Origin of the sequence: Bradyrhizobium sp. WSM2254, assembly GCF_000472645.1 — a bacterium.
GTDB classification, from domain to species: Bacteria; Pseudomonadota; Alphaproteobacteria; order Rhizobiales; family Xanthobacteraceae; genus Bradyrhizobium; species Bradyrhizobium niftali.
The window spans coordinates 1-18,619 of record NZ_AXAB01000058.1; the positions used below are offsets into that span (position 1 = coordinate 1).

Below are 18,619 nucleotides of genomic sequence, written 5' to 3' on the forward strand. Positions count from 1 at the left end.
GCACGCATCGCATTTCCTTCAGCCAGATCGAGTACAGCCAAACGTACACGTGTCATTCGGTTGGCGCCGGCGTAAAGCGCCCGAGTTGACAGCGTCGTCGGTTCAGTCCGACCACCTAGAAGATTGCCCGAGAGGCTTTCGTGGCCGATCGCGATGATCTTGCCGTCCGAAGTTGCGCCAATCTGAATGCGCTGGATGGTCGCCGGTCGATGGATCAGGTTGTTGAACATCAACGGCCGCTGGAGTGCCAGCTTGACGGGCCTGCGGGCTGCGCGCGCTCCGAGCGCTGCCATGACAAGGTCGGACTGAGCCGTTCCCTTCCCGCCGAATCCGCCGCCGATATACGGTGATATGAGCCTGACGTTTTCCTTTGGAATGCCCAATGCCTTGGCCAGATCGCGTGTGCCCCAGTTCATTTGCTGGATCGATGTCCAGCAGGTCAGCTTGTCGCCCTCCCATATCGCTATTGTTGCGTGCGGCTCCATCATGGCGTGCGCCTGGTTGGGCGTCGTGTAGGTCTCGTCGAGCTTGACCGCCGAAGCCGCGAATGCGCCAGCGAAGTCTCCGACGGCTGTCTCGGTGGGACCTCCATATGGACCCTGCTTGGCAAGCGGCGCCGTCGGCTTATGGGCCTCCAGATCGAACGATCCGTTGCTCCTGAAATAATCTATACGGACGAGGGCAGCGGCCGACCGTGCCTGCTCGAACGTTTCGGCGACGACCAAGGCCGCGACCTGATGGTAATGGTCGACGTCCGGACCGGCCAGGAAGCGCTGAGCATAGAACTCGCCCTTTGCGAGCGGTCCTGCGTTCTCATGAGTAACGATGGTGATGGCTTCTCGTCGGGCTCGAACCAGACAACGTCCCCCGGTCGAATTTCCTCGACGGCGCCGCCCTCTCGTTGCACGCAGCCCAAGCCCGACGAGACGATGAGCGTTTGGCCAAGTGGATGAGTGTGCCAGGCTGTGCGAGCACCCGGTTCGAACGTCACCAAGTTGCCGGCGGCGCGGGCCGGCTCCGGCAGGCTGAAGAGCGGGTCGATCCGGACGGTGCCGGTAAACCATTCACCCGGGCACTTGCCGGATGGCCGAGAGCCGCTGCGTTTAATATCCATGAGTATTCCCTTTCGATGCGACGCCAATAGCTGATTGACGGGTCCGAGGCCGGACCGCTCTCGTTACGCTGTCTGGCCGCCGTCTACGGCCATTGCGTGCGCCACCACCGGCTCCTGTGCGATAACCTTTCCCTTCCCTCGGGTGTGCCACCGCTGAAGCGGTCCATCATCGGCGTTTCGATGATGCCGGGGCATACGACGTTCACACGAATGTTTGACTTGGCGTAGTCGAGTGCGGCCGCTTTCGATAGACCAACCACGCCGAATTTGGCCGCGCAGTACGCTGCCTGGCCTGCGAAGCCCTTGATCCCCGCACCGGAGGAAGTGTTGACGATGGAGCCGCCACACTGCTTCAGCATCAGCGGGATCTGATATTTCATGCACAGGAACACGCCGCGCAGATCGACTCCGATCAATCGATCCCACAGTTCCACGGTGAGATCGGCCAGGGGCGCGACAGCCTGTTCGACGCCGGCATTGTTGAAGGCGTAGTCCAGGCGCCCGAATACTTCGATCGTCTTTTCCAGCGCGCCCCTTACATCTTCCTCACGGGAGACGTCGCAGCTGATGGCAATCGCCCGTCCGCCAGCCTGCTCGATGATCCGTGCGGTTTCTCGATTATTTGCTTCCGACGCATCTGCGACCACGACACTGGCGCCTTCGCGCGCGAATGCCAGCGCTGCCGCCCTGCCGACGCGAGTTCGTGAAACGAACGTTCCAACTGGACAAAATCATTTGACACTTTGAGCATGGCTCGAACTCTATCTGAGTCGAGAGCCGAGGGAGGGAGTCGGCAGACCCCGCCGCTCTTTTTTCGTTGCGACGAACATTCGTCGATCGTCCAATACCTACCTGGCGTACTTCCGGATTCAAGCGTCCATAATTGCGGTAGAGACGAACTAGGGTAGACGTCGAGCGCGTTATCGAGGCAGCGATTTAATTTCTCATATCCGAATCTCATCCTTCGCCTCTTCAGGTTTAGAGAGCGGGGGTCTTGGCTAGATCGCACGGGGAAATTGAGTTGCAAAAACGTGGGCCCGCGAACTGCGGCCGGCTTTTGTTCACCACTATCACGGCGCTGAGCCTAGCAATCATGTATGCGCCGGTATTGTACCTGCTGCTTGCATCGCTGAACCCGGACGCGCAGCTTGGACTCGTTTCGCCGAGCCGCTATAGCCTCAAATGGTATTTTGCACTTCTCGACGATGGCCGCCTCGCCGGGGCTCTCAAGGAAAGCGCGCTGGTCGGGCTCGCAACAGCCGCACTGGCGACGCCGATCGGCCTGTCTGCTGCGCTCGCCTACCGGGCGATGACGCGCCTGCGCGGCGTATTCCTCCTCGTCATTCTCTCGGCCATGTTCGTCCCGGGTACGATTGAGGGCCTCGGTCTGTCGGCGACTCTGAGAGTTGTCGGTCTCGCCCCATCTTGGGTCACCATAGCAATCGGACATCTTCTGTGGACGCTGCCGTTCGCCGCTGTGGTCTCGCTCATCGGCCTGTCGGCGGTCAGGCCCAGCACCATCGCGGCGGCCCGCGACCTCGGCGCCGGGCCGATACGGGCCTTCGTCGACATAACCCTGCCGCTTATGCGCACCAATCTCATCTCAAGCTTCGTCTTTGCATTTCTGCTTTCACTGAACGAGCAGGCGCGCGCCTACTACCTGGCCGGCCGCCAGAACACGCTTCCGCTTTATATGTTCGGCGCGATGAATTCGGGTGCCTCGCCGACAATCTACGCATTCTCAGGCGCGATCATAATCGTCTCGGTCGCAGTCGTCGCCCTGGTCTTTGCCGGCCTAGTGGGGCAGCAAAGCCAAAGGCCGCGACAAGCGCCAGGCAAGACCAGCTATTGAGGCTGCAATAGGCAGTTGTCATTCTGCCCATTAAACGGCCAACTCGCTAAGGTTGTCGCCGATTCTTTGCGGCTGCGGGTGATGCAGGGATGGACGTTCAGTTGTCCGTGTTACAGACGGAGTAACGAGGTCGCCTATTGACCCTCAGCCGAACAACAAACGGGCCGCCGCCATGTCGGCTGACTGCGGGAGACCGGACGTTGTACGATGGCTGCATTGACGGGTGCTCCTGACCCTGGCTGTGTAAAAACTCAAAAATCGAAACGCGGCGAGAATGATATTTTTCAGTTCGATCTCTGAGTTGAATCCGCTTCCGCGTTGAGCGACTAATACGGTCTTGGACGAATAACTTCTTCTCTCGCGATTGAGCGTCTTCGCGTTTTCACACAGCCAAGACGAGCCGACAATCAGCCCGGCCCCTCGATTTTCATCGTTCCAAGATCAATCCTGTTCAAGCAAGCCAAGCGCGTTTTGCAACTAATCCGGCAGCAACGGAGGAGGACTCAAATGGCATCATTCGTCCTTGTCCCGGGGGCGGGCGGCATGGCTTGGTATTGGCACCGCGCGGTCCCGCTTTTCCACTCGGCGGGGCACGAACCCATCGCGGTCGATCTACCGGGCGACGATAGGCACGCCGGTCTCGCAGCGTATGCGGACATCGTCATCCGCGCGATCGCGGAACGAAACGACGTTATTCTCGTCGCTCAGTCGCTTGCAGGCTTCATGGTGCCCATCGTTCGCGCGCTTGCGCCCGTGCGGATGATCGTGTTCGTCAACGCAATGATCCCAAAGCCCGGCGAGACTGCTGGTGCATGGTGGGGCGCAACAGGAGCGGTCGAAGCGCGGGAACAAGCTACAGCGCGACACGGCTATGCAACGGAATTCGACGTGGGAACGTACTTTCTGCACGACGTTCCGCAGGAAGTGCTGCGCGACGGCGCGGAACGACCACGCGAGCAAGCTGAGACTGTTTTCGGCGAGCCCTGTCGCTTCGACCGCTGGCCCGACATCCCCATTCATGTTCTTGCGGGAAGTGACGACCGCTTTTTCCCGATCGAATTTCAAAGGCGCGTCGCGCGCGAAAGGCTCGGAAAGGAGGTAGAGGAACTTCCGGGTGGCCATCTCGTCGCGTTGTCGAATCCGCAAGGGCTGACCGGGCGCCTTCTTGCATGTGAGAAGAGCCAAACTGGCTAGTCCCTTGCCCTTGTCCGTTGAGCCAAAGCCGAGTTTGTGTTGGCCAAGGCCGCCACGAGTCGTCGCCACGTCAGCTGTCTGAGGGAGACCGGAACTCACACAATGGACATGCTGGCCGCAGCTTTTGACCCGCAGCGGACAAAGTGGTCAAACTGTTTTGCGTGGCTCCATCGCCAAAGATGGAACTGGTTGAAGGAATCAGCTTCCAAGCTGCTCAACCACCAGATCTATGAAACGGCGAACGCGAGCTTCCAGCAGACGTTTGTTGGGATAAATCGTAACGATCTTGACCTCGTCAGCCTTGAAGCCGGGCAGAATCTTCCGCAGGCGGCCTGCACCCAAGTCATTGCTGATCAAGAAGTCGGGAAGAAGCGCAATGCCGAGGCCGGCCAGAGCGCAATGTCGGAGGGCTTCTGCGCTATCGAACCGCAGTCGGCTACGAACCGGCGCCTTGATCCAAGGGCCGCCTTCCGTTCGCAGGCGCCAGCCCTGCCTCTGATTGCGGCTGCTGAAGATCAAGCCGTCGTGGGCTGCGAGATCATCGATAGTTTGCGGCTCACCGTGATTGCTGAGATAGGCCGGCGAGGCGCAGAGTATCGCGCCATGGCTGGCGACCACCCGAGAGACAAGGCGCGTATCCGGCATCGTCGTGCCAATCCGGATCGCCAGATCGAAACCTTCCTCGACAAGGTCTGTCAGACGATCGGTGAAACTCACCTCGACCTGGAGTTCCGGCCATGTCGCGACATACTTCTCTATCAGTGGCAGAACCACGACCCGGCCGAAAGCATCCGGAACGGTGAGCCGCAATATCCCGCGCGGCGTACCGCCATTCCCGGCCATGCTCGCCTCGGCCTCTTCGACGGACGCGAGAACCTGCAGCCCGCGTTCGTAGAACACGCGGCCCTCGTCCGTCACGCTAAGTGTTCGCGTCGTGCGGTTCAGGAGACGAGCGCCGATCCGATCCTCGAGGCGCATTACGGCTTTGGCCGCGGCTGAGCGCGACATTCCCACTGACCGCCCCCCGGCAACGAAGCTTCCAGCATCAACGACGGCCATGAAGATAAAGATATCGTTCAAATGCCCGCGCAGCATGAGATGCCCCCAACTTAAGTGCGGCCATGGCTTCGCTTGTGTGTCGCCCGCCAGTCGCCAATCAAACGTCTATATGCATCAAGGCCGCAGCAATGTCGCCGGATACGTATCTCGGTGAGGTCGGCCTACCAGCTGCGCACGGCATCGCGCATCCGCCACAAACTACAAGGAAAACTGATATGATTAGCAAAGCACAAATCTTCGACCACGGTGTCGCGTGGGAAGCAGGCAACAGCGTCACTCAGGGCTATCAGGTCAACAACACCATCTATATTTCCGGGCAGTTCTCCCATGATCAGAACGCATTCGTCGATGGCGATATCGAGGCTCAGACCCGGCTGACGCTGGAAAATCTCGATCGGGTGCTTGCGGGCTTCGGAGTCAAAAAATCGAATTTGGCGTACATCGAGATCTATTTGATAAAACCGCAGGAGCACTTTGAAGCCAGCGTGCGCGTCTTCAAGGAATATTTGGCGGGCCATCGGCCGGCCGCCACGCTAATCGGCGTGACCGAGCTGGCATCGCCTCAGCAATTGGTCGAAATCAGCGCCATCGCACACACCTAACGGAGGACGCCGTGCTGATGTCACAATTCGTGGGCGGTCTTCCTCAGGCGCGATGACCGCTTATCCGATCAGCCCACGAGACCGCATGAAGCACGTCCCCGAACGCCCGTTCTCCAATCCGGAAGTTGCTGCACGCAAGCTGGTCGAGCTAGCGGCGACAATCGCGGCTGTCCAGGACGGGCGCATCCACATTGAGAAGATCCACGCGCCCTTCCTTTGCACGCTCAAAGCAAGCGGCGCGGAGTTCGGGGCTGGCATCAAGCATGCAGTCGAGAAGGGCCGGCTCGAATTGCATGAGGGCGGCACCTACGGGCGGCTGCTTTCAGCTTCCATCGAGTAGACCAAATCGGCCCCGTGCCACCTGGAGGTCCGCACCGAATCCGCAGCACAGGGCCGAGAGGTCTGCTCAGGCCAGCCGGAGGCAGACGCCCCATGATGCGCAACGTCGCCCTCGTGTGCACTAAGACAAAAGGTGGATGAAAAAGGCCCCGGCCGTGAAAGCGAGCATGAGGCCGGGGCCGCTGGGAGGTGCTTGGCGGTAATGGGATCACCAAGCGTTGCCAATTTATCCCGCGCTACAAGCTTTCCTCTGTTCGGTTAAGCACCAAATTTTGGCCGTTCCGTGCACGGGAACATGCCAACTTTTCCTTGAACGAGAACAATTCGTGAAACCGAGGCATGTATTTAATTTCGGCACACGTGATCAAAACAAGCACAAAGGCCCGCCAGCGCAAACCGGCAGGCCCTAAACATCATGCTATCAGGCCTGGTTTGAGGCGTTCCGAACCGGAACGCCTGCACGCCCAGTCGTCCAGCATTGGCTGATCCGCGCCGCCCTCGTCTTAGTATGCAGTGCAGTGCGCCGCACCTTGCGCTCGCCCTCAGGTTGCGCTTTGAATGGCACATTGCTCCCCTTCGAAGGAAGCCCGCCTTTCGCGACGGGCTCAGTCTAAGGGAGGAAAAGCGCCATGAAGGACGCGACAAAAGACTACGGCGAGTCGTGCCGACGCGGTGTATCGCGATTGACACTGTGGACAACAAAGCGCGCCTAGCGCTACACGCAAGGAATGACAGATCGGGGCTGGGGCCGCCCTTTTGACGAACCGGTCAAGGCGCCAGGGCGGGTTCTGGGGACGCTGCTTGATGCCGGTGAGTACATCGCCGCACTGCCGAAGAAAGAGCATAACGCGCCCGAGTGGCGAGCGGCGATGGAAGCGTTGCTCCTGGTGGTCGAGCGCGGCGGCCCGACGATGTTTGCCCGCATCGGGGTTATGCGGGTATTGAACCGTCACCACGTCCCGGAGTTCAACCCCAAGGGCAAAGAGCCGCATGGGGCCGGCGCAAGCTGAAGAGGGATCAATGACCGTCTTCGTCTACGTGAACACCGCCAAGCAAGTCGGCGACGTCGAGCATGTCAAGATCTTTGCGACTGTCGATGCCGCGGAAAGGTGGTTCGAGGAGAACGATCCCGAGGGCGTCGCCTTCGAGTACGACGTTCTGGAGTGAACCGAATCGCTGTACGGCTAGCTCAAGAAGCTCACCGTCGAACGCACCTACGCAGATCCTGAAGCTGCAGCCCGCAAGCTGGTCGAGCTCGCCGCCGGCATCGAGGCGGTCCCGGACGGCCGTATCCACATCTCAGCGCGTCGTTCCTCTTTACGTTGAAGGCCAGCGGCCCGAAGTTCGGTGCAGGCATCAAGCATGCAGTCGAGTGCGGCTGGCTCGAGCTGCACGAGAGCGGGACATATGTCCGGCTTTTGTCAGCCTGATAGGCCCGCCAGCGTGAAGCGGCGAGCCACTTGATCACTGCCGTTGTACGAGTAGAGGCCGAAGCTGCTCCAGTCCATCCTCGATCACTCGGAGGTCCTCGAGAATAGAATCTCGAGACTGAGCAGGGTCGATGCTAGCTGTGGTCTGCACTGTTCCCAGCAACTGGCGGCGAAGGTCTCGCATATTTTCCAGGGCTTGCAGATTTCCCAAACGTACATAAGCGGAGACGATCGATTGTATGGATGTTGGCAATGGGTGGCTCCTAATACACATTTCTATAATAGGTTGCAGAATAATTCGCTTGAGCTAACCCGCAAGCTCTGCTGATGCGAAGCTGGCAGACTACCTTCGTATAGACGCTGGTAAGGAATCAGGCCCAGATTTCCCTCTGGGACGGGGCCGTTGGGACATTGGCGGCCTTGTGCTTGGGGCGAGGGCCCGTCCGCCAGCCTCGGCGGGCCCTCCCTCAATCGATGGAACCGGAAACCATAGTGATTTAATTCATAGGGCACTTCGGAGGATCAGCGGCAGGTTATTGTCCTAATTGACGTTGGAGGACGAGCATAATGCCAAAAGAAAATTGCTTAACCGTTTTCGCCGCGGGAAGACGATTGGATCTCCTACGCGGGGAAGCTTCTCGAATCGCCAAAGAAAATAAAGTGGACTGGCATGTCGACCGCGCCGACATCGGCGCGCGTTTTTGCTTCGAGGACGCTAAGGCGAAAGAAGCCTTCGCGCTTTCCTGCGACAACTTCGGCATTTCGTGCCGAGACGGCTAGCCGAAAAAAGAAACCCGCCGATCTTGCGACCAGCGGGAGTTTGACTGAGATTATTGGCAATCGGCGGGCACCGACCGCTGATGCTACCTTAGCATGTCGGCCCGCCCGCGTGAACCGGCAGGCCTCCACTTCTGGGCAATTCAATTCACGCCCAGAGGCTTTCCGAAACAACGGCGCGTGACATGGTCCCGTCGAGATAGGCGGGCGCGTCGAGAGGCAATGGCGTTCGAACGCCTCCGTATGCCTTCATAGGATTTTCTTTGTTGTAGGTAGCGATCATGCGCTTTGCACACCGATAACTGCAGAGGCTGGAGCAAGGCGGACCTCCCATCCGGCGGTTCCAGGTTGTTCCCAGTGGCCTAGTTCGATTTTCGCAGTGGCCTGCTTCGCCGTTAGGGCGCATAAACGGGCATGCTCGATTCTCATAACCGATCCTGTCGGTGTGGCGCGGTCTATAGCCGAACCGAGGCGATGGCCCCGAGTCGGCAGATCGCCAGCTTCGAGTGCTCGGTCTCGGCGCGACCATAGAATCGTGGAACACCGCTTGGGTGCCCACTTATAGGTTGATTGCCGGCCCCGTCCGACTTCCTCGACCCAGTTAGTTATTGCAACTCAGCATGTCCCCGCATTAACCATTGATGGCAGAGTCGTTCTGCAATTCGTTCACTGTCGTTGAGGTGACCTCGGACGACGCGCCCCAGCCAACGAAGCAGATGTGGCTAGCGTTAACCAAACCGAGTCAGGCGATAAAGCTGGTCCTCGCGGCCGTTCCCGAAGGCTGGACGGCGGAAGTTGTGCCAGCGGTTCTCACTGAAAAGCAGCAAAGGATGTTCGAGGATCTCTAGCTCGAACCCGGCGACCTTTACAGGATCGATGCGGAGTAAGGCCGCCCAGAAGGACGGCGTCTTTCTCGCGGGCGACGTCTGACATTGGCCCCCAAGGCGAAGCCACTGGGTGGCCCGGTGAGGTCCGCCGTTACCGGGAGAGCAGACCTCGTCTGCCGTGATGCTCGACCGCCGCCTGTGACCCGGAACGGACATTCCTGGAACCCCACAAGCCCCTGTTCCTTTCGCGTTCCCACGAGGACTACAATGCCACTTATAAATGCTTGGGAGTGGGCATGAGGCAGCGCCGGTTCTTGGGACTTATCGGCAGCACAGCGGCAGCTGGGCCGCCTGTCGTACCGCCGGCCGCAGTCGGAAACTCTGTTCAGGGAGAAGAGCAAGATTTCCCATTAATTTTCGCAAACGTGCCCGCAGCGGGGCCACAAAAGACGATGGCCCTCGGCGTCGCCGCCCTCTTGGTCTTCGCTGCGGCGGCTATCGCACCGTTCGCGAGCATCCAGTTGGGCCGCGTTGATGCCTTCATTCCGGTTTTGCAGACCGCCTTGAGTATTGCCGATCTCCTCACAGCAGCCCTTCTGTTTGCTCAATATTCCATCCAGCCGCAGCGAGCCCTTCTCGCGGTCGCAAGCGGTTACGTTTTCAGCAGTTTGTTCGCGTTCCTGCAGACGCTGACTTTTCCCGGCGGCTACGCCCCCGCTGGTCTGATCGGTGATGGTTCTAACTCTGCAGCATGGATTTACGTGCTTTGGCACACGATGTTTCCGGCCGCCATTCTCGTCTATGCTTTTTCCAAAGACGCGATTGGGTTTGTCGATCCGCCGGGCAAGACTAAGGCCAACATCATAATAACTGTTGCGAGCGTCCTTGCGACAATCGCTGTGCTGACTTGGATCGTAACGACGAAAACCGAATATATCCCGATCTTCTACACTAACGACGTCAACGTGCAGACGCGGTTTGGCAATCGGGTCAATCTGGCGCTTTGGCTATGGGGTGCTACCGCGTTGGCCGTGTTATTTGCTCGGAGACGCACAGTCCTCGATTTATGGTTGATGGTGACTTTGCTTGCCTGCATGCCAAACTTCTTGGTGGCGATTATCGGAAGCTCGGTACGATTCACCATTGGTTGGTACGCGGCTCGTGGCTTTGTTTTGGTCAGCAGTTGCATTTTGCTGACAGTCTTGATCATCGAAACAATGTTACTTTATTCGCGCCTTGCCAGCGCCGTCACTTTGCAGCGACGCGAACACACAAATCGGCTTTTGACAGTGGATGCTGTCACGCGCGCCATCGCTCATGAGTTGAACTCACCTTTGGGAGCCATTGCGCTTAATGCCAATACAGCCCTCTGCCAGTTGCGGGCGAGCCCCCGCGAACTTGAAGGCATTGAGGATATCCTTAGCGACATAGAGGCCGACAGCCATCGCGCCGCTGCAATAATTTCAAGCCTTCGCGAAATCACAACCACGGCGAATGATGGAGGTGTCCAGACAAGCGCTGAGAATGCGGCACAGCGCGCACTAAGATTGCTAAAAAACGATCTTCAAATCAACCAGATATCTGTCACTGCGGAACTTCAAGGCAACCTGCCCGAGGTGCAGATAGATGGCGAAAAACTACAGCAAGTACTCTTGAACCTGATCAGAAACGCTATTGATGCAATGCGCTCATCTCCCGCTGGAGCACGACAGCTGCGGCTCGGAGCCAGTTTCGACGGTCAATCGACCGTGTTATTGTCAATCCAAGACTCCGGATGTGGAATTTCCGCCGACGACCGAAAGCGCATATTCGATCCGTTCTTTACGACGAAGCCCGATGGTATGGGATTGGGGCTCGCCATCTCTTCTGCCTTGGTTGAAAGGTCCGGGGGCAAATTGAGACTGGTCAAGTCGGAGTCCGACGGCTCCATTTTTGAGCTTGCCATACCGGCTCGCGAGCAGCGCCCGACCGCGTCGCTAAGTTGATGATTATCATCCGTTCTTGGCCCCTCAGAGACCTGCGAACAGCCGGTCGCAACGTCTGCTGCTCAGGGTAGATCGGAAGTGACCGGCAGAGGTCCAAACCGACGCGATCGACCCAGAGCTGACTTGCTCGGGTCCAGCGAAGGAGTAAGGCCTTACAGTTGGCTGCCTCTTGCCGTCCCCCTTGCAAACGCGTGCATCACTTTCGGCGATCGGTTTCAGCCTGATTTGCGCTTTTAAGTTTGCCTCGAACGTATTCCACTAGATCGCCTACCTCGTCGCGCAGGGCATCCTCAGAAATGCCTTGCTCTTTAGCTCCGTCTACAAGCCGTCGGACCAATTCCAGGGCGTCTTGTGTGGCGCCGGCCGTTCCATATTGCTCGGCCGGGTGAACGCTGTTCGCTGTCCAAAAATCGATGTACTCGCGCGCCGTGGCCATGTTGTAACCCCTCCATGCGGTAGCGGGCGAAAACCCATCGAGGCTCGCGGCGAAGACGTTGTCCAGCCGCTTCAAAAAGCCGAATATACGTCAGCAGTTGTGACTGTCGATACTAACTCAGCTAATCTGTTGAAATCGAGCGGGTCCATATACGTCCACACATGGCCCATAAGGGACCTCGCGCGCCGCTAACTCTGTCATTTCGTCGTTACCAGCGATCACGCTGATCACTCCCCCAGCCCCGGTACTGGCCTGTTTTAACCCCTGGTGGCCTAAGTTGAATTTGAGAGTGGCCTGATTTGGAAAAATGGAATTACAGCGCAGGCCTAGGAACAAACTAATATTTGTTAAGTTTGCTCCCCGAAGGGAAATCGGGCCATGTCCAACGAAGACCTCACACGTAAGGCTGAGCGCGCGCTGGTGACGGTCGGGCTTGGCACCGCCGCGCTAATCATTTTCGCGAGTTTGATGGTTATAAGATAGCCTTCCATGACCAACCTGGATTTCCTTGTCGACGTGCAAGCGCGCATCCAAGAATGCCGTCGAAAGGCGGCTGAAACCGACGACGTCAAGTTGGCTCTTTTCCTTTACCGGATGGCCGACGAGATTGAGGCGGAAGCCCGCGAGATGGATTTGAAGTAAGGCCGCCTCAGTGGGTACCCATGTTCACTTCTGCACAGACGGGCACCCGCCAGCCCGAGTGCCCCAAGCTGAATTTAGGTGTGTCTTAATTTGATTTTCGGGCGCCATAATTGGTCCGGAGCTAAACCCAAAATGGCCATCTACCGCCTGCTACAGAACTCTCCGTTAGGCCCGGAGGAAATAACGATATTGACGGACGCCTACGAGCGCACTTTGCAAGCGCTTTGCCTGGTTGACCGCAACGAACGATCACAGACCTGATCGCAAGAAAGCTCATAGAACTGGGGCAGCNCGGCGTTCGCGAGGCGAAGCAGTTGTCGGCTTTGGCTATAAAAGAGCTTGGCGTAAGTCCGCCATAGTTAGCCGNGGCTGCGCGCGCTCCGAGCGCTGCCATGACAAGGTCGGACTGAGCCGTTCCCTTCCCGCCGAATCCGCCGCCGATATACGGTGATATGAGCCTGATGTTTTCTCTTGGAATGCGCAATGTCTCGGCCAGATCGCGTGTGCCCCAGTTCATCTGCTGGATCGATGTCCAGCAGGTCAGCTTGTCGCCCTCCCATGCCGCTATTGTCGCGTGCGGCTCCATCATGGCGTGCGCTTGGTTGGGCGTCGTGTAGGTCTCGTCGAGCTTGACCGCCGAAGTCGCGAAAGCGCCAGCGAAGTCTCCGACGGCTGTCTCGGTGGGACCTCCATATGGACCCTGCTTGGCAAGTGGCGCCATCCGCTTATGGGCCTCCAGATCGAATGAGCCGTTGTTCCTGACATAATCTATACGGACGAGGGAGGCGGCCGACCGTGCTTGTTCGAACGTTTCGGCGACGACCAAGGCCGCGACCTGATGGTAGTGGTCGACTTCCGGGCCGGCCAGAAAGCGCTGGGTGTAGAACTCGCCTTTTGCGAGCGGTCCTGCGTTCTCATGAGTTATGACGGCGATGACACCTGGGGCAGCCTTTGCACCGGCCGTATCGATGGACTTGATCAGCCCCTTGGAAATCGCTGCACCAACGACATAGCCGTACGCAGCATTGCTTACGGCGCCAGCATACTCATAGGCGTAGGTAGCCTTGCCTGTCGTTTTAAGTCGCCCCTCGACCCGGTCATGCGGTTTACCGACAACGCTGAGCCGATCGATCGGATTCGGGGTGGCGAGCGTAGCAAACTTCATGGCTCATCCTTTCGCTTACACAGCCGCAGGCATTCGCGTTCCGTCGATGAACCAAGGTTCGTGCGCAAAGGTTTAGTTCGAGAAGGCGGGCTTACGGCTTGCTCTTGGCAAACTCCTGCCCGGTGAGGCGCCGACGAGCCATGCGTCGCGGCCATTCATCTTGATGGGTCTCAGGCCTACGCTGTCTGTCCGCCGTCCACGACCATTGCGTGCCCTACGACAAAAGCCGCGGCGTCTGAGCACAGCCAGACGACAGCCGCGGTGATTTCTTCGGATTTTCCAATCCGTCCGATCATTCCTGTTAGGCATGTTGGTTTCCTAATCTTCGTGCTCATGTCAATCGATTCAGCGCCGCTTGTTGATGGCTACACGCCTATCCAAGGCGCATCTTCCACACCTGATCCAGAGACAGCGTCAGGCAAAGATCCGAAGCATCCGGTCACGATACGGCCGGCAAGGCATTGAGGTGTTTGTCCAAGGTGACGGGATAATCTCGTGCGCGAACGCCGGTCGCGTTGTAGACTGCATTGGCGACGGCGGCGGCGACGCCGAATATGCCGAGTTCGGCCACGCCGTTCGCCTTCATCGGCGAGACCTTGTCGTCCGCCTCATCGAGGAAGATCATTTCCAGATGCGGTATGTCAGCGTGGACCGGCACTTCGTGGCCAGAAAGGTCGTGATTGACGAAGAATCCACGGCGTTTGTCGACGGCGAGTTCGTCCATCAACGCGGCGCCTGCGCCCATGGTCATCGCACCGATCACCTGGCTCCGCGCGGTCCGCCGGGTCCAGATTCCCATGATGGACCGGCTCGACGCGTTTTCTTTTCGAGGGGTGACTTGCGGCACCGGATTAGGCCACGGTCGGCAGTTGGTTCAGATGCTTATCAAGCGTAATGGGGTAATCCCTCACGCGAACTCCGGTAGCGTTGTATATCGCGTTGGCGATCGCAGCCCCTACGCCACAAAGGCCGAGTTCGCCGACCCCCTTGGCCTTCATCGGATTTGCGTTTTCGTCCGCCTCCTCGAGGAACACGACCTCCTGGTGAGGAATGTCGGCGTGCACGGGCACTTCATAGCTTGCGAGGTCGTGATTGACGAACAGGCCAAAGCGCTCGTCGACCACCAACTCCTCCATCAGTGCGCTCCCGACGCCCATCGTCATCGCACCGATGACTTGGCTGCGCGCGGACTTCGGATTGATGATGCGTCCGGACGCACACGTCGCCAGCATCCGCCGCAGCCTAGTGACTCCGGTGTAGGCGTTCACGCCGACCTCGACGAAATGCGCCCCGAACGTCGAAAGCTGGAAGGTCTTGCCCAACTCGCCGTACTCGATCTTGTCCTCGCCTTCCAAATCGCCGGATGCGGCCGCTTCGCGGAGCTCGGCGGTGCGATTTCCTGACATAACCTTGCCGTCGCTGAAGGTTGCGTCGGCCGAATTGAATCCGAGGCGCTGGGCAACCGCCTCGCGGAGCCTGACGCAGGCGGCGTACACGCCTGCGGTCGAATTCGCGGCGCCGAACTGGCCCCCGGAGCCCGCGGATACGGGGAAGGCGGAATCGCCGAGTTTGACGTCGACCGCCTCGATCGGAACTCCCATCATTTCGGCGGCCGTCTGTGCGATAATGGTGTAGCTGCCGGTGCCGATGTCGGTCATATCGGTCTCGACCGTAATCCGTCCGTCGGTCCCCAGCCGTACCCGAGCGCCGGATGGTATATCCAAATGGTTGCGGAACGCGGCCGCCACGCCCATGCCGACCAGCCATTGTCCGTCGCGGACCTGGCCCGGTTTGGAACTGCGCCGCGACCAGCCGAAGCGCTCCGCCCCTTCGTTCAGGCAGCGCACGAACTGCCGCTGCGAGAAACGCCTGTCGGGTTTTTCGGGATCGACCTGCGTGTCGTTCTTGATCCGGAAGGCGACCGGATCCATGCCGAACTTCTCCGCGACCTCGTCGATGGCGATCTCGAGCGCCATCATGCCGGGCGCCTCGCCCGGGGCACGCATCGCGTTGCCTTCCGGCAAATCGAGCACGGCCAGACGCAGCTTGGTCAGGCGGTCCGAACCGGCGTAGAGCAACCGGGTCTGGCTGACCGCCGCCTCAGGACTGCCCCCGGATTGATTGCCCGAGCCGCTTTCGTGAGCGATAGCGACGATCGCTCCGTCCTGCTTGCAGCCGATCCGGATGCGTTGCCGGGTGGCCGGCCGGTGGGTCGTGTTGTTCGCGATGAGAGGTCGCTGCATGGCGACCTTTACAGGGCGCCCCGCAGCACGAGCGCCGAGCGCAGCCATCAGCGCGTCCGCGCGCAGAAAGAGCTTGCCCCCGAAACCGCCGCCAACATAGGGCGACATGAAGCGGATCTTCTCCTTTGGAATGCCCAGCGTCGCCGCCAGATCCGTACGGCCCCAATCGACCATCTGGCTTGACGTCCAAATCGTCAGCTCATCATCCTTCCATGCGGCGATCGACGCGAAAGGCTCCATCATCGCATGGCTGTAGTCGGGCGTGGTGTAGCTCGCGTCGAGCTTCACCGGCGCGGCTGAGAACGCCTGCTCGAACGATCCGATCCGATTTTCCTTCGGGGCAGGGGCACTGTTGGGATCTGTTACCAACTCCGCCGTCTCCAAACCGGCGGAGAGGTCGAAGCGGCCCTCGGAGGGAGCATAGTTCGCCCGAACGAGGCCGGCGGCGTGCCGCGCCTGCTCGAACGTTTCGGCGACGACGATCGCGATCGCCTGGTGATAGTGGTCGACCTCCGGACCTCCAAGAAGCTTCGCCGTGTTGTGCTTGCCCTTCCCGAGCTTGCCGGCGTCCTGAGCCGTCACAACGGCCAGAACGCCGGGGACAACCTTCGCTGCCGACACGTCGATACTGTTCATTCGCCCTTTACCGATCGCGGATCCGACGATGTAGCCGTACACGGGATTTGACACTTCGCGATGGTGCTCGAATGCGTAGGGTGCATGGCCGGTCGTCTTCAGGCGGCCGTCGATACGTTCGTGGGCGCGGCCGACGACCTTCATGTCATCGATCGGATTGCGGGCGGCGGGGGCGTCGAATTTCATCGGGTCAGGCCTTGGCTTGTGCGATGACGGAGGCCAGCGCGCGGGTGGCGAGCGGCAGCTTGAAGGCGTTGGCCTTGGTCGGCGTCGCGCCCTGGAAAGCGCGTGCGGTGACCGCAGCGGCCCCCTGCGGCAAAAGGGCTTCCGCCTGCTCGATCCGCCATGGCTTCGGAGCGACGCCGCCGAACGCCACGCGGCCGGTCCCATCCGGCTGGATCACGGCGGCGACCGATACCAGAGCGAAGGCGTATGAGGCGCGATCCCGGACCTTTTCGTAGAAGTGCTTGCCGCCGACGGGGGCGGGGAGAGTCACCGCGGTAATCAGTTCGCCCGGCCGCAGCGCTGTCTCGATGTGGGGAGTTTCTCCCCAAAGGCGATGGAAGTCGGCGATCGGAATCGAACGGTGCTGGCCTTCTGGGTCGACCGTCTCGATTGCCGCGTCAAGCAGGCGCAACGCGACGGGCATGTCTCCCGGGAAGTTGGCAATGCAGGAACTGCTGACGCCGATGATGCCAAGCTGTCGCGAGGCTCCGCCCAAAGCCGCGCAACCCGTCCCCGGCGTGCGCTTGTTGCAGGCCATGTTCGTGTCATAGAAATACGGGCATCGGGTCCGTTGGAGCAGATTGCCCGCCGTCGACGCCTTGTTGCGGAGTTGACCCGACGCTCCCGCGACGATTGCCCGCGCAAGGACGCCGTAGTCGCGACGGACCCGCTCGTCCGATGCAAGGGCGGTATTGGTCACCAGCGCGCCGATCCGCAGTCCGCCCTCCTTGGTCGCCTCGATCTTCTCGAGATCGAGATCCTGGATGTCAACGAGGTGTGTGGGCGTCTCCACCTGGATCTTCATCAGATCGAGAAGATTGGTGCCGCCCGCCAGAAAGCGAGCACCGGGGCGGCTGGCGACGATGCGGGCTGCCTCTATCGGATCCTTTGCGCGCTCATAGGTGAAGGGCCTCATGCCTTTCTCTCCCCTGCAACTTCGGCCATAGCGTCTGCGATGTTGGAATAGGCGCCGCAGCGGCAAATGTTGCCGCTCATCCTTTCGCGCATTTCCATGTTCGTCGGATGCGATCGTGCGTTGAGATCGGCTTGCACATGGCTCGGCACGCCGCGCTCGATCTCGTCGAGGACAGCCACCGCCGAACAGATCTGACCGGGCGTGCAATAGCCACACTGGTAGCCATCGTGTTTGATGAATGCGGCCTGCATCGGGTGAAGGCGGTCAGGGGTGCCGAGACCCTCGATCGTCGTGATGTCGTCGCCTTCGTGCTGCACCGCCAGGCTGAGGCACGAATTTATGCGCATGCCGTCGACGATCACCGTACATGCCCCGCACTGCCCGTGATCGCATCCTTTCTTCGTTCCGGTCAGGTGGAGATGCTCGCGCAAGGCATCCAACAAGCTCGTGCGAGGGTCTAGCGTCAAAAATTCGGATTTCCCGTTGACTTGAAAACGTACGGGCATCACGGCGATCGTCTCCGACTTGGCTCGAGGTTGTGCGTCAACGTTCGACGGAGAGATTGCGACGACGACCGTTGCTGCTCCGCTTGCCAAGACAACGCGGCGCGACATGGCGAGTTCTGGGAAATCCGTCATGGGTTGTTCCTTTTTTTCGCCTCGCTGGCGCGCTCGCGTGCGCGGCTCAGCTCAATTCCCATTGGAAACTACCCTTCAGCCATCGAGTTTCGTGAGGCGTTTCGCTTGCTCCTATGAGGTTGGCTCACGAATGGTCCATCAAGTCCCGGCGGGGCGGATGCACCCATAATCGTGAGTAGAATTCATCACGACAAGCAATTTGCGCCGTCTAATCAAAGCGGCGCGCCACAGTAAGAAGGGCGCGACGCCCGCCCAGGTCGCCTTGGCGTGGCTGATGGCACAGAAGCCATGGATCGTGCCGATCCCCGGGACCGGCAATATGGATCAGCTGCGGGAGAACATTGGAGCAATCGACGTTCAGTTAACGCCTGAGGACCTGCGCGAGCTGGAGATGGGCCTTGCCCGGCTGGAGCTTTCTGGCGCCGCATGGATGCGCGGCAGATGGCCTAGATTGCCAAGACTGAGGACCGGCTGGCGGGCTGCTCTTCGCAGATCAAGGTTGGATTAGCGCCTCGCCGCCCAACGTTGCGGGCGAGGTC

Annotated in this window: 17 protein-coding genes and 4 pseudogenes; 10 read left to right on the forward strand and 11 right to left on the reverse strand. The window is 59.6% G+C overall.

Annotation, left to right across the window (positions count from 1 at the left end; all coding sequences use genetic code 11):
- From A3M7_RS45375 to A3M7_RS0133465, 3 genes and pseudogenes are all read right to left on the reverse strand, one after another.
- A partial coding sequence (locus tag A3M7_RS45375) for a molybdopterin cofactor-binding domain-containing protein (RefSeq protein ID WP_371090230.1) occupies positions 1–911 on the reverse strand: 911 nt, incomplete at its 3' end.
- A pseudogene (locus A3M7_RS50805) lies at positions 836–1,114 on the reverse strand (cupin domain-containing protein); the annotation flags it as partial. The gene A3M7_RS45375 and the pseudogene A3M7_RS50805, both read right to left, overlap by 76 nt.
- A gap of 83 nt (positions 1,115–1,197) precedes the next feature.
- Complete coding sequence (locus A3M7_RS0133465) at positions 1,198–1,761, reverse strand: SDR family NAD(P)-dependent oxidoreductase (protein WP_049823858.1); 564 nt, start codon at positions 1,759–1,761, stop codon at positions 1,198–1,200.
- A gap of 374 nt (positions 1,762–2,135) precedes the next feature.
- Here A3M7_RS0133465 and A3M7_RS45380 point away from each other — a divergent pair, with 374 nt between their 5' ends.
- Both A3M7_RS45380 and A3M7_RS0133475 read left to right on the forward strand, forming a co-directional pair.
- Positions 2,136–2,966: an ABC transporter permease gene (locus tag A3M7_RS45380; protein ID WP_049823859.1), complete on the forward strand. Its 831-nt coding sequence runs from the start codon at positions 2,136–2,138 to the stop codon at positions 2,964–2,966.
- 507 nt (positions 2,967–3,473) lie between these two features.
- Positions 3,474–4,160: an alpha/beta hydrolase gene (locus A3M7_RS0133475; RefSeq protein WP_027547817.1), complete on the forward strand. Its 687-nt coding sequence runs from the start codon at positions 3,474–3,476 to the stop codon at positions 4,158–4,160.
- Between the two features lie 198 nt (positions 4,161–4,358).
- Here the strand turns inward: A3M7_RS0133475 and A3M7_RS0133480 are convergent, their stop codons facing one another.
- Positions 4,359–5,255: a LysR family transcriptional regulator gene (locus tag A3M7_RS0133480; RefSeq protein WP_027547818.1), complete on the reverse strand. Its 897-nt coding sequence runs from the start codon at positions 5,253–5,255 to the stop codon at positions 4,359–4,361.
- A 179-nt stretch (positions 5,256–5,434) separates the two neighbouring features.
- Between A3M7_RS0133480 and A3M7_RS0133485 the strand changes: the two genes are divergently transcribed.
- The 6 genes from A3M7_RS0133485 (at position 5,435) to A3M7_RS45385 (ending at position 11,179) form a co-directional block, all read left to right on the forward strand.
- On the forward strand, positions 5,435–5,821 hold the full coding sequence (locus tag A3M7_RS0133485) for a RidA family protein (RefSeq protein ID WP_210164304.1): 387 nt from the start codon (positions 5,435–5,437) through the stop codon (positions 5,819–5,821).
- 85 nt (positions 5,822–5,906) lie between these two features.
- Complete coding sequence (locus A3M7_RS0133490; RefSeq protein WP_027547820.1) at positions 5,907–6,161, forward strand: hypothetical protein; 255 nt, start codon at positions 5,907–5,909, stop codon at positions 6,159–6,161.
- 727 nt (positions 6,162–6,888) lie between these two features.
- Positions 6,889–7,170, forward strand: coding sequence for a hypothetical protein (locus A3M7_RS0133495; protein ID WP_245284375.1), 282 nt, complete (start codon positions 6,889–6,891; stop codon positions 7,168–7,170).
- A 10-nt stretch (positions 7,171–7,180) separates the two neighbouring features.
- Positions 7,181–7,327: a hypothetical protein gene (locus A3M7_RS50000; protein WP_198033857.1), complete on the forward strand. Its 147-nt coding sequence runs from the start codon at positions 7,181–7,183 to the stop codon at positions 7,325–7,327.
- 830 nt (positions 7,328–8,157) lie between these two features.
- On the forward strand, positions 8,158–8,370 hold the full coding sequence (locus A3M7_RS0133505) for a hypothetical protein (protein WP_027547821.1): 213 nt from the start codon (positions 8,158–8,160) through the stop codon (positions 8,368–8,370).
- A 1,120-nt stretch (positions 8,371–9,490) separates the two neighbouring features.
- A complete protein-coding gene (locus A3M7_RS45385) occupies positions 9,491–11,179 on the forward strand; it encodes an MASE4 domain-containing protein (RefSeq protein WP_049823860.1) in 1,689 nt (562 codons plus the stop codon).
- Between the two features lie 196 nt (positions 11,180–11,375).
- Here the strand turns inward: A3M7_RS45385 and A3M7_RS0133520 are convergent, their stop codons facing one another.
- On the reverse strand, positions 11,376–11,615 hold the full coding sequence (locus A3M7_RS0133520) for a hypothetical protein (RefSeq protein ID WP_027547823.1): 240 nt from the start codon (positions 11,613–11,615) through the stop codon (positions 11,376–11,378).
- 489 nt (positions 11,616–12,104) lie between these two features.
- Here A3M7_RS0133520 and A3M7_RS49110 point away from each other — a divergent pair, with 489 nt between their 5' ends.
- Positions 12,105–12,257, forward strand: a complete 153-nt coding sequence (locus A3M7_RS49110; RefSeq protein WP_156937056.1) for a hypothetical protein — start codon at positions 12,105–12,107, stop codon at positions 12,255–12,257.
- 367 nt (positions 12,258–12,624) lie between these two features.
- On the opposite strand, the pseudogene A3M7_RS45390 reads toward A3M7_RS49110, so the two are convergent.
- The 6 genes and pseudogenes from A3M7_RS45390 to paoA form a co-directional block, all read right to left on the reverse strand.
- Positions 12,625–13,422: pseudogene (locus tag A3M7_RS45390) on the reverse strand (molybdopterin cofactor-binding domain-containing protein); the annotation flags it as partial.
- Between the two features lie 176 nt (positions 13,423–13,598).
- A pseudogene (locus A3M7_RS47550) lies at positions 13,599–13,769 on the reverse strand (SDR family oxidoreductase); the annotation flags it as partial.
- Between the two features lie 92 nt (positions 13,770–13,861).
- Positions 13,862–14,203: pseudogene (locus tag A3M7_RS0133530) on the reverse strand (molybdopterin cofactor-binding domain-containing protein); the annotation flags it as partial.
- A 70-nt stretch (positions 14,204–14,273) separates the two neighbouring features.
- Complete coding sequence (gene paoC / locus A3M7_RS0133535; RefSeq protein WP_027547825.1) at positions 14,274–16,487, reverse strand: aldehyde oxidoreductase molybdenum-binding subunit PaoC; 2,214 nt, start codon at positions 16,485–16,487, stop codon at positions 14,274–14,276.
- 4 nt (positions 16,488–16,491) lie between these two features.
- The gene (locus A3M7_RS0133540; protein ID WP_027547826.1) at positions 16,492–17,442 is read right to left on the reverse strand and encodes a xanthine dehydrogenase family protein subunit M; all 951 of its coding nucleotides are present in this window, start codon (positions 17,440–17,442) and stop codon (positions 16,492–16,494) included.
- Entirely contained in the window at positions 17,439–18,080 is a 642-nt protein-coding gene (gene paoA / locus A3M7_RS0133545) for an aldehyde dehydrogenase iron-sulfur subunit PaoA (RefSeq protein WP_027547827.1), read from the reverse strand. The genes A3M7_RS0133540 and paoA overlap by 4 nt, the downstream gene beginning before the upstream one ends.
- 199 nt (positions 18,081–18,279) lie before the next feature.
- On the opposite strand from paoA, the gene A3M7_RS0133550 reads away from it, so the two are divergent.
- Positions 18,280–18,588, forward strand: a complete 309-nt coding sequence (locus A3M7_RS0133550) for an aldo/keto reductase (protein WP_027547828.1) — start codon at positions 18,280–18,282, stop codon at positions 18,586–18,588.
- The last annotated feature ends 31 nt before the right edge of the window (positions 18,589–18,619 follow it).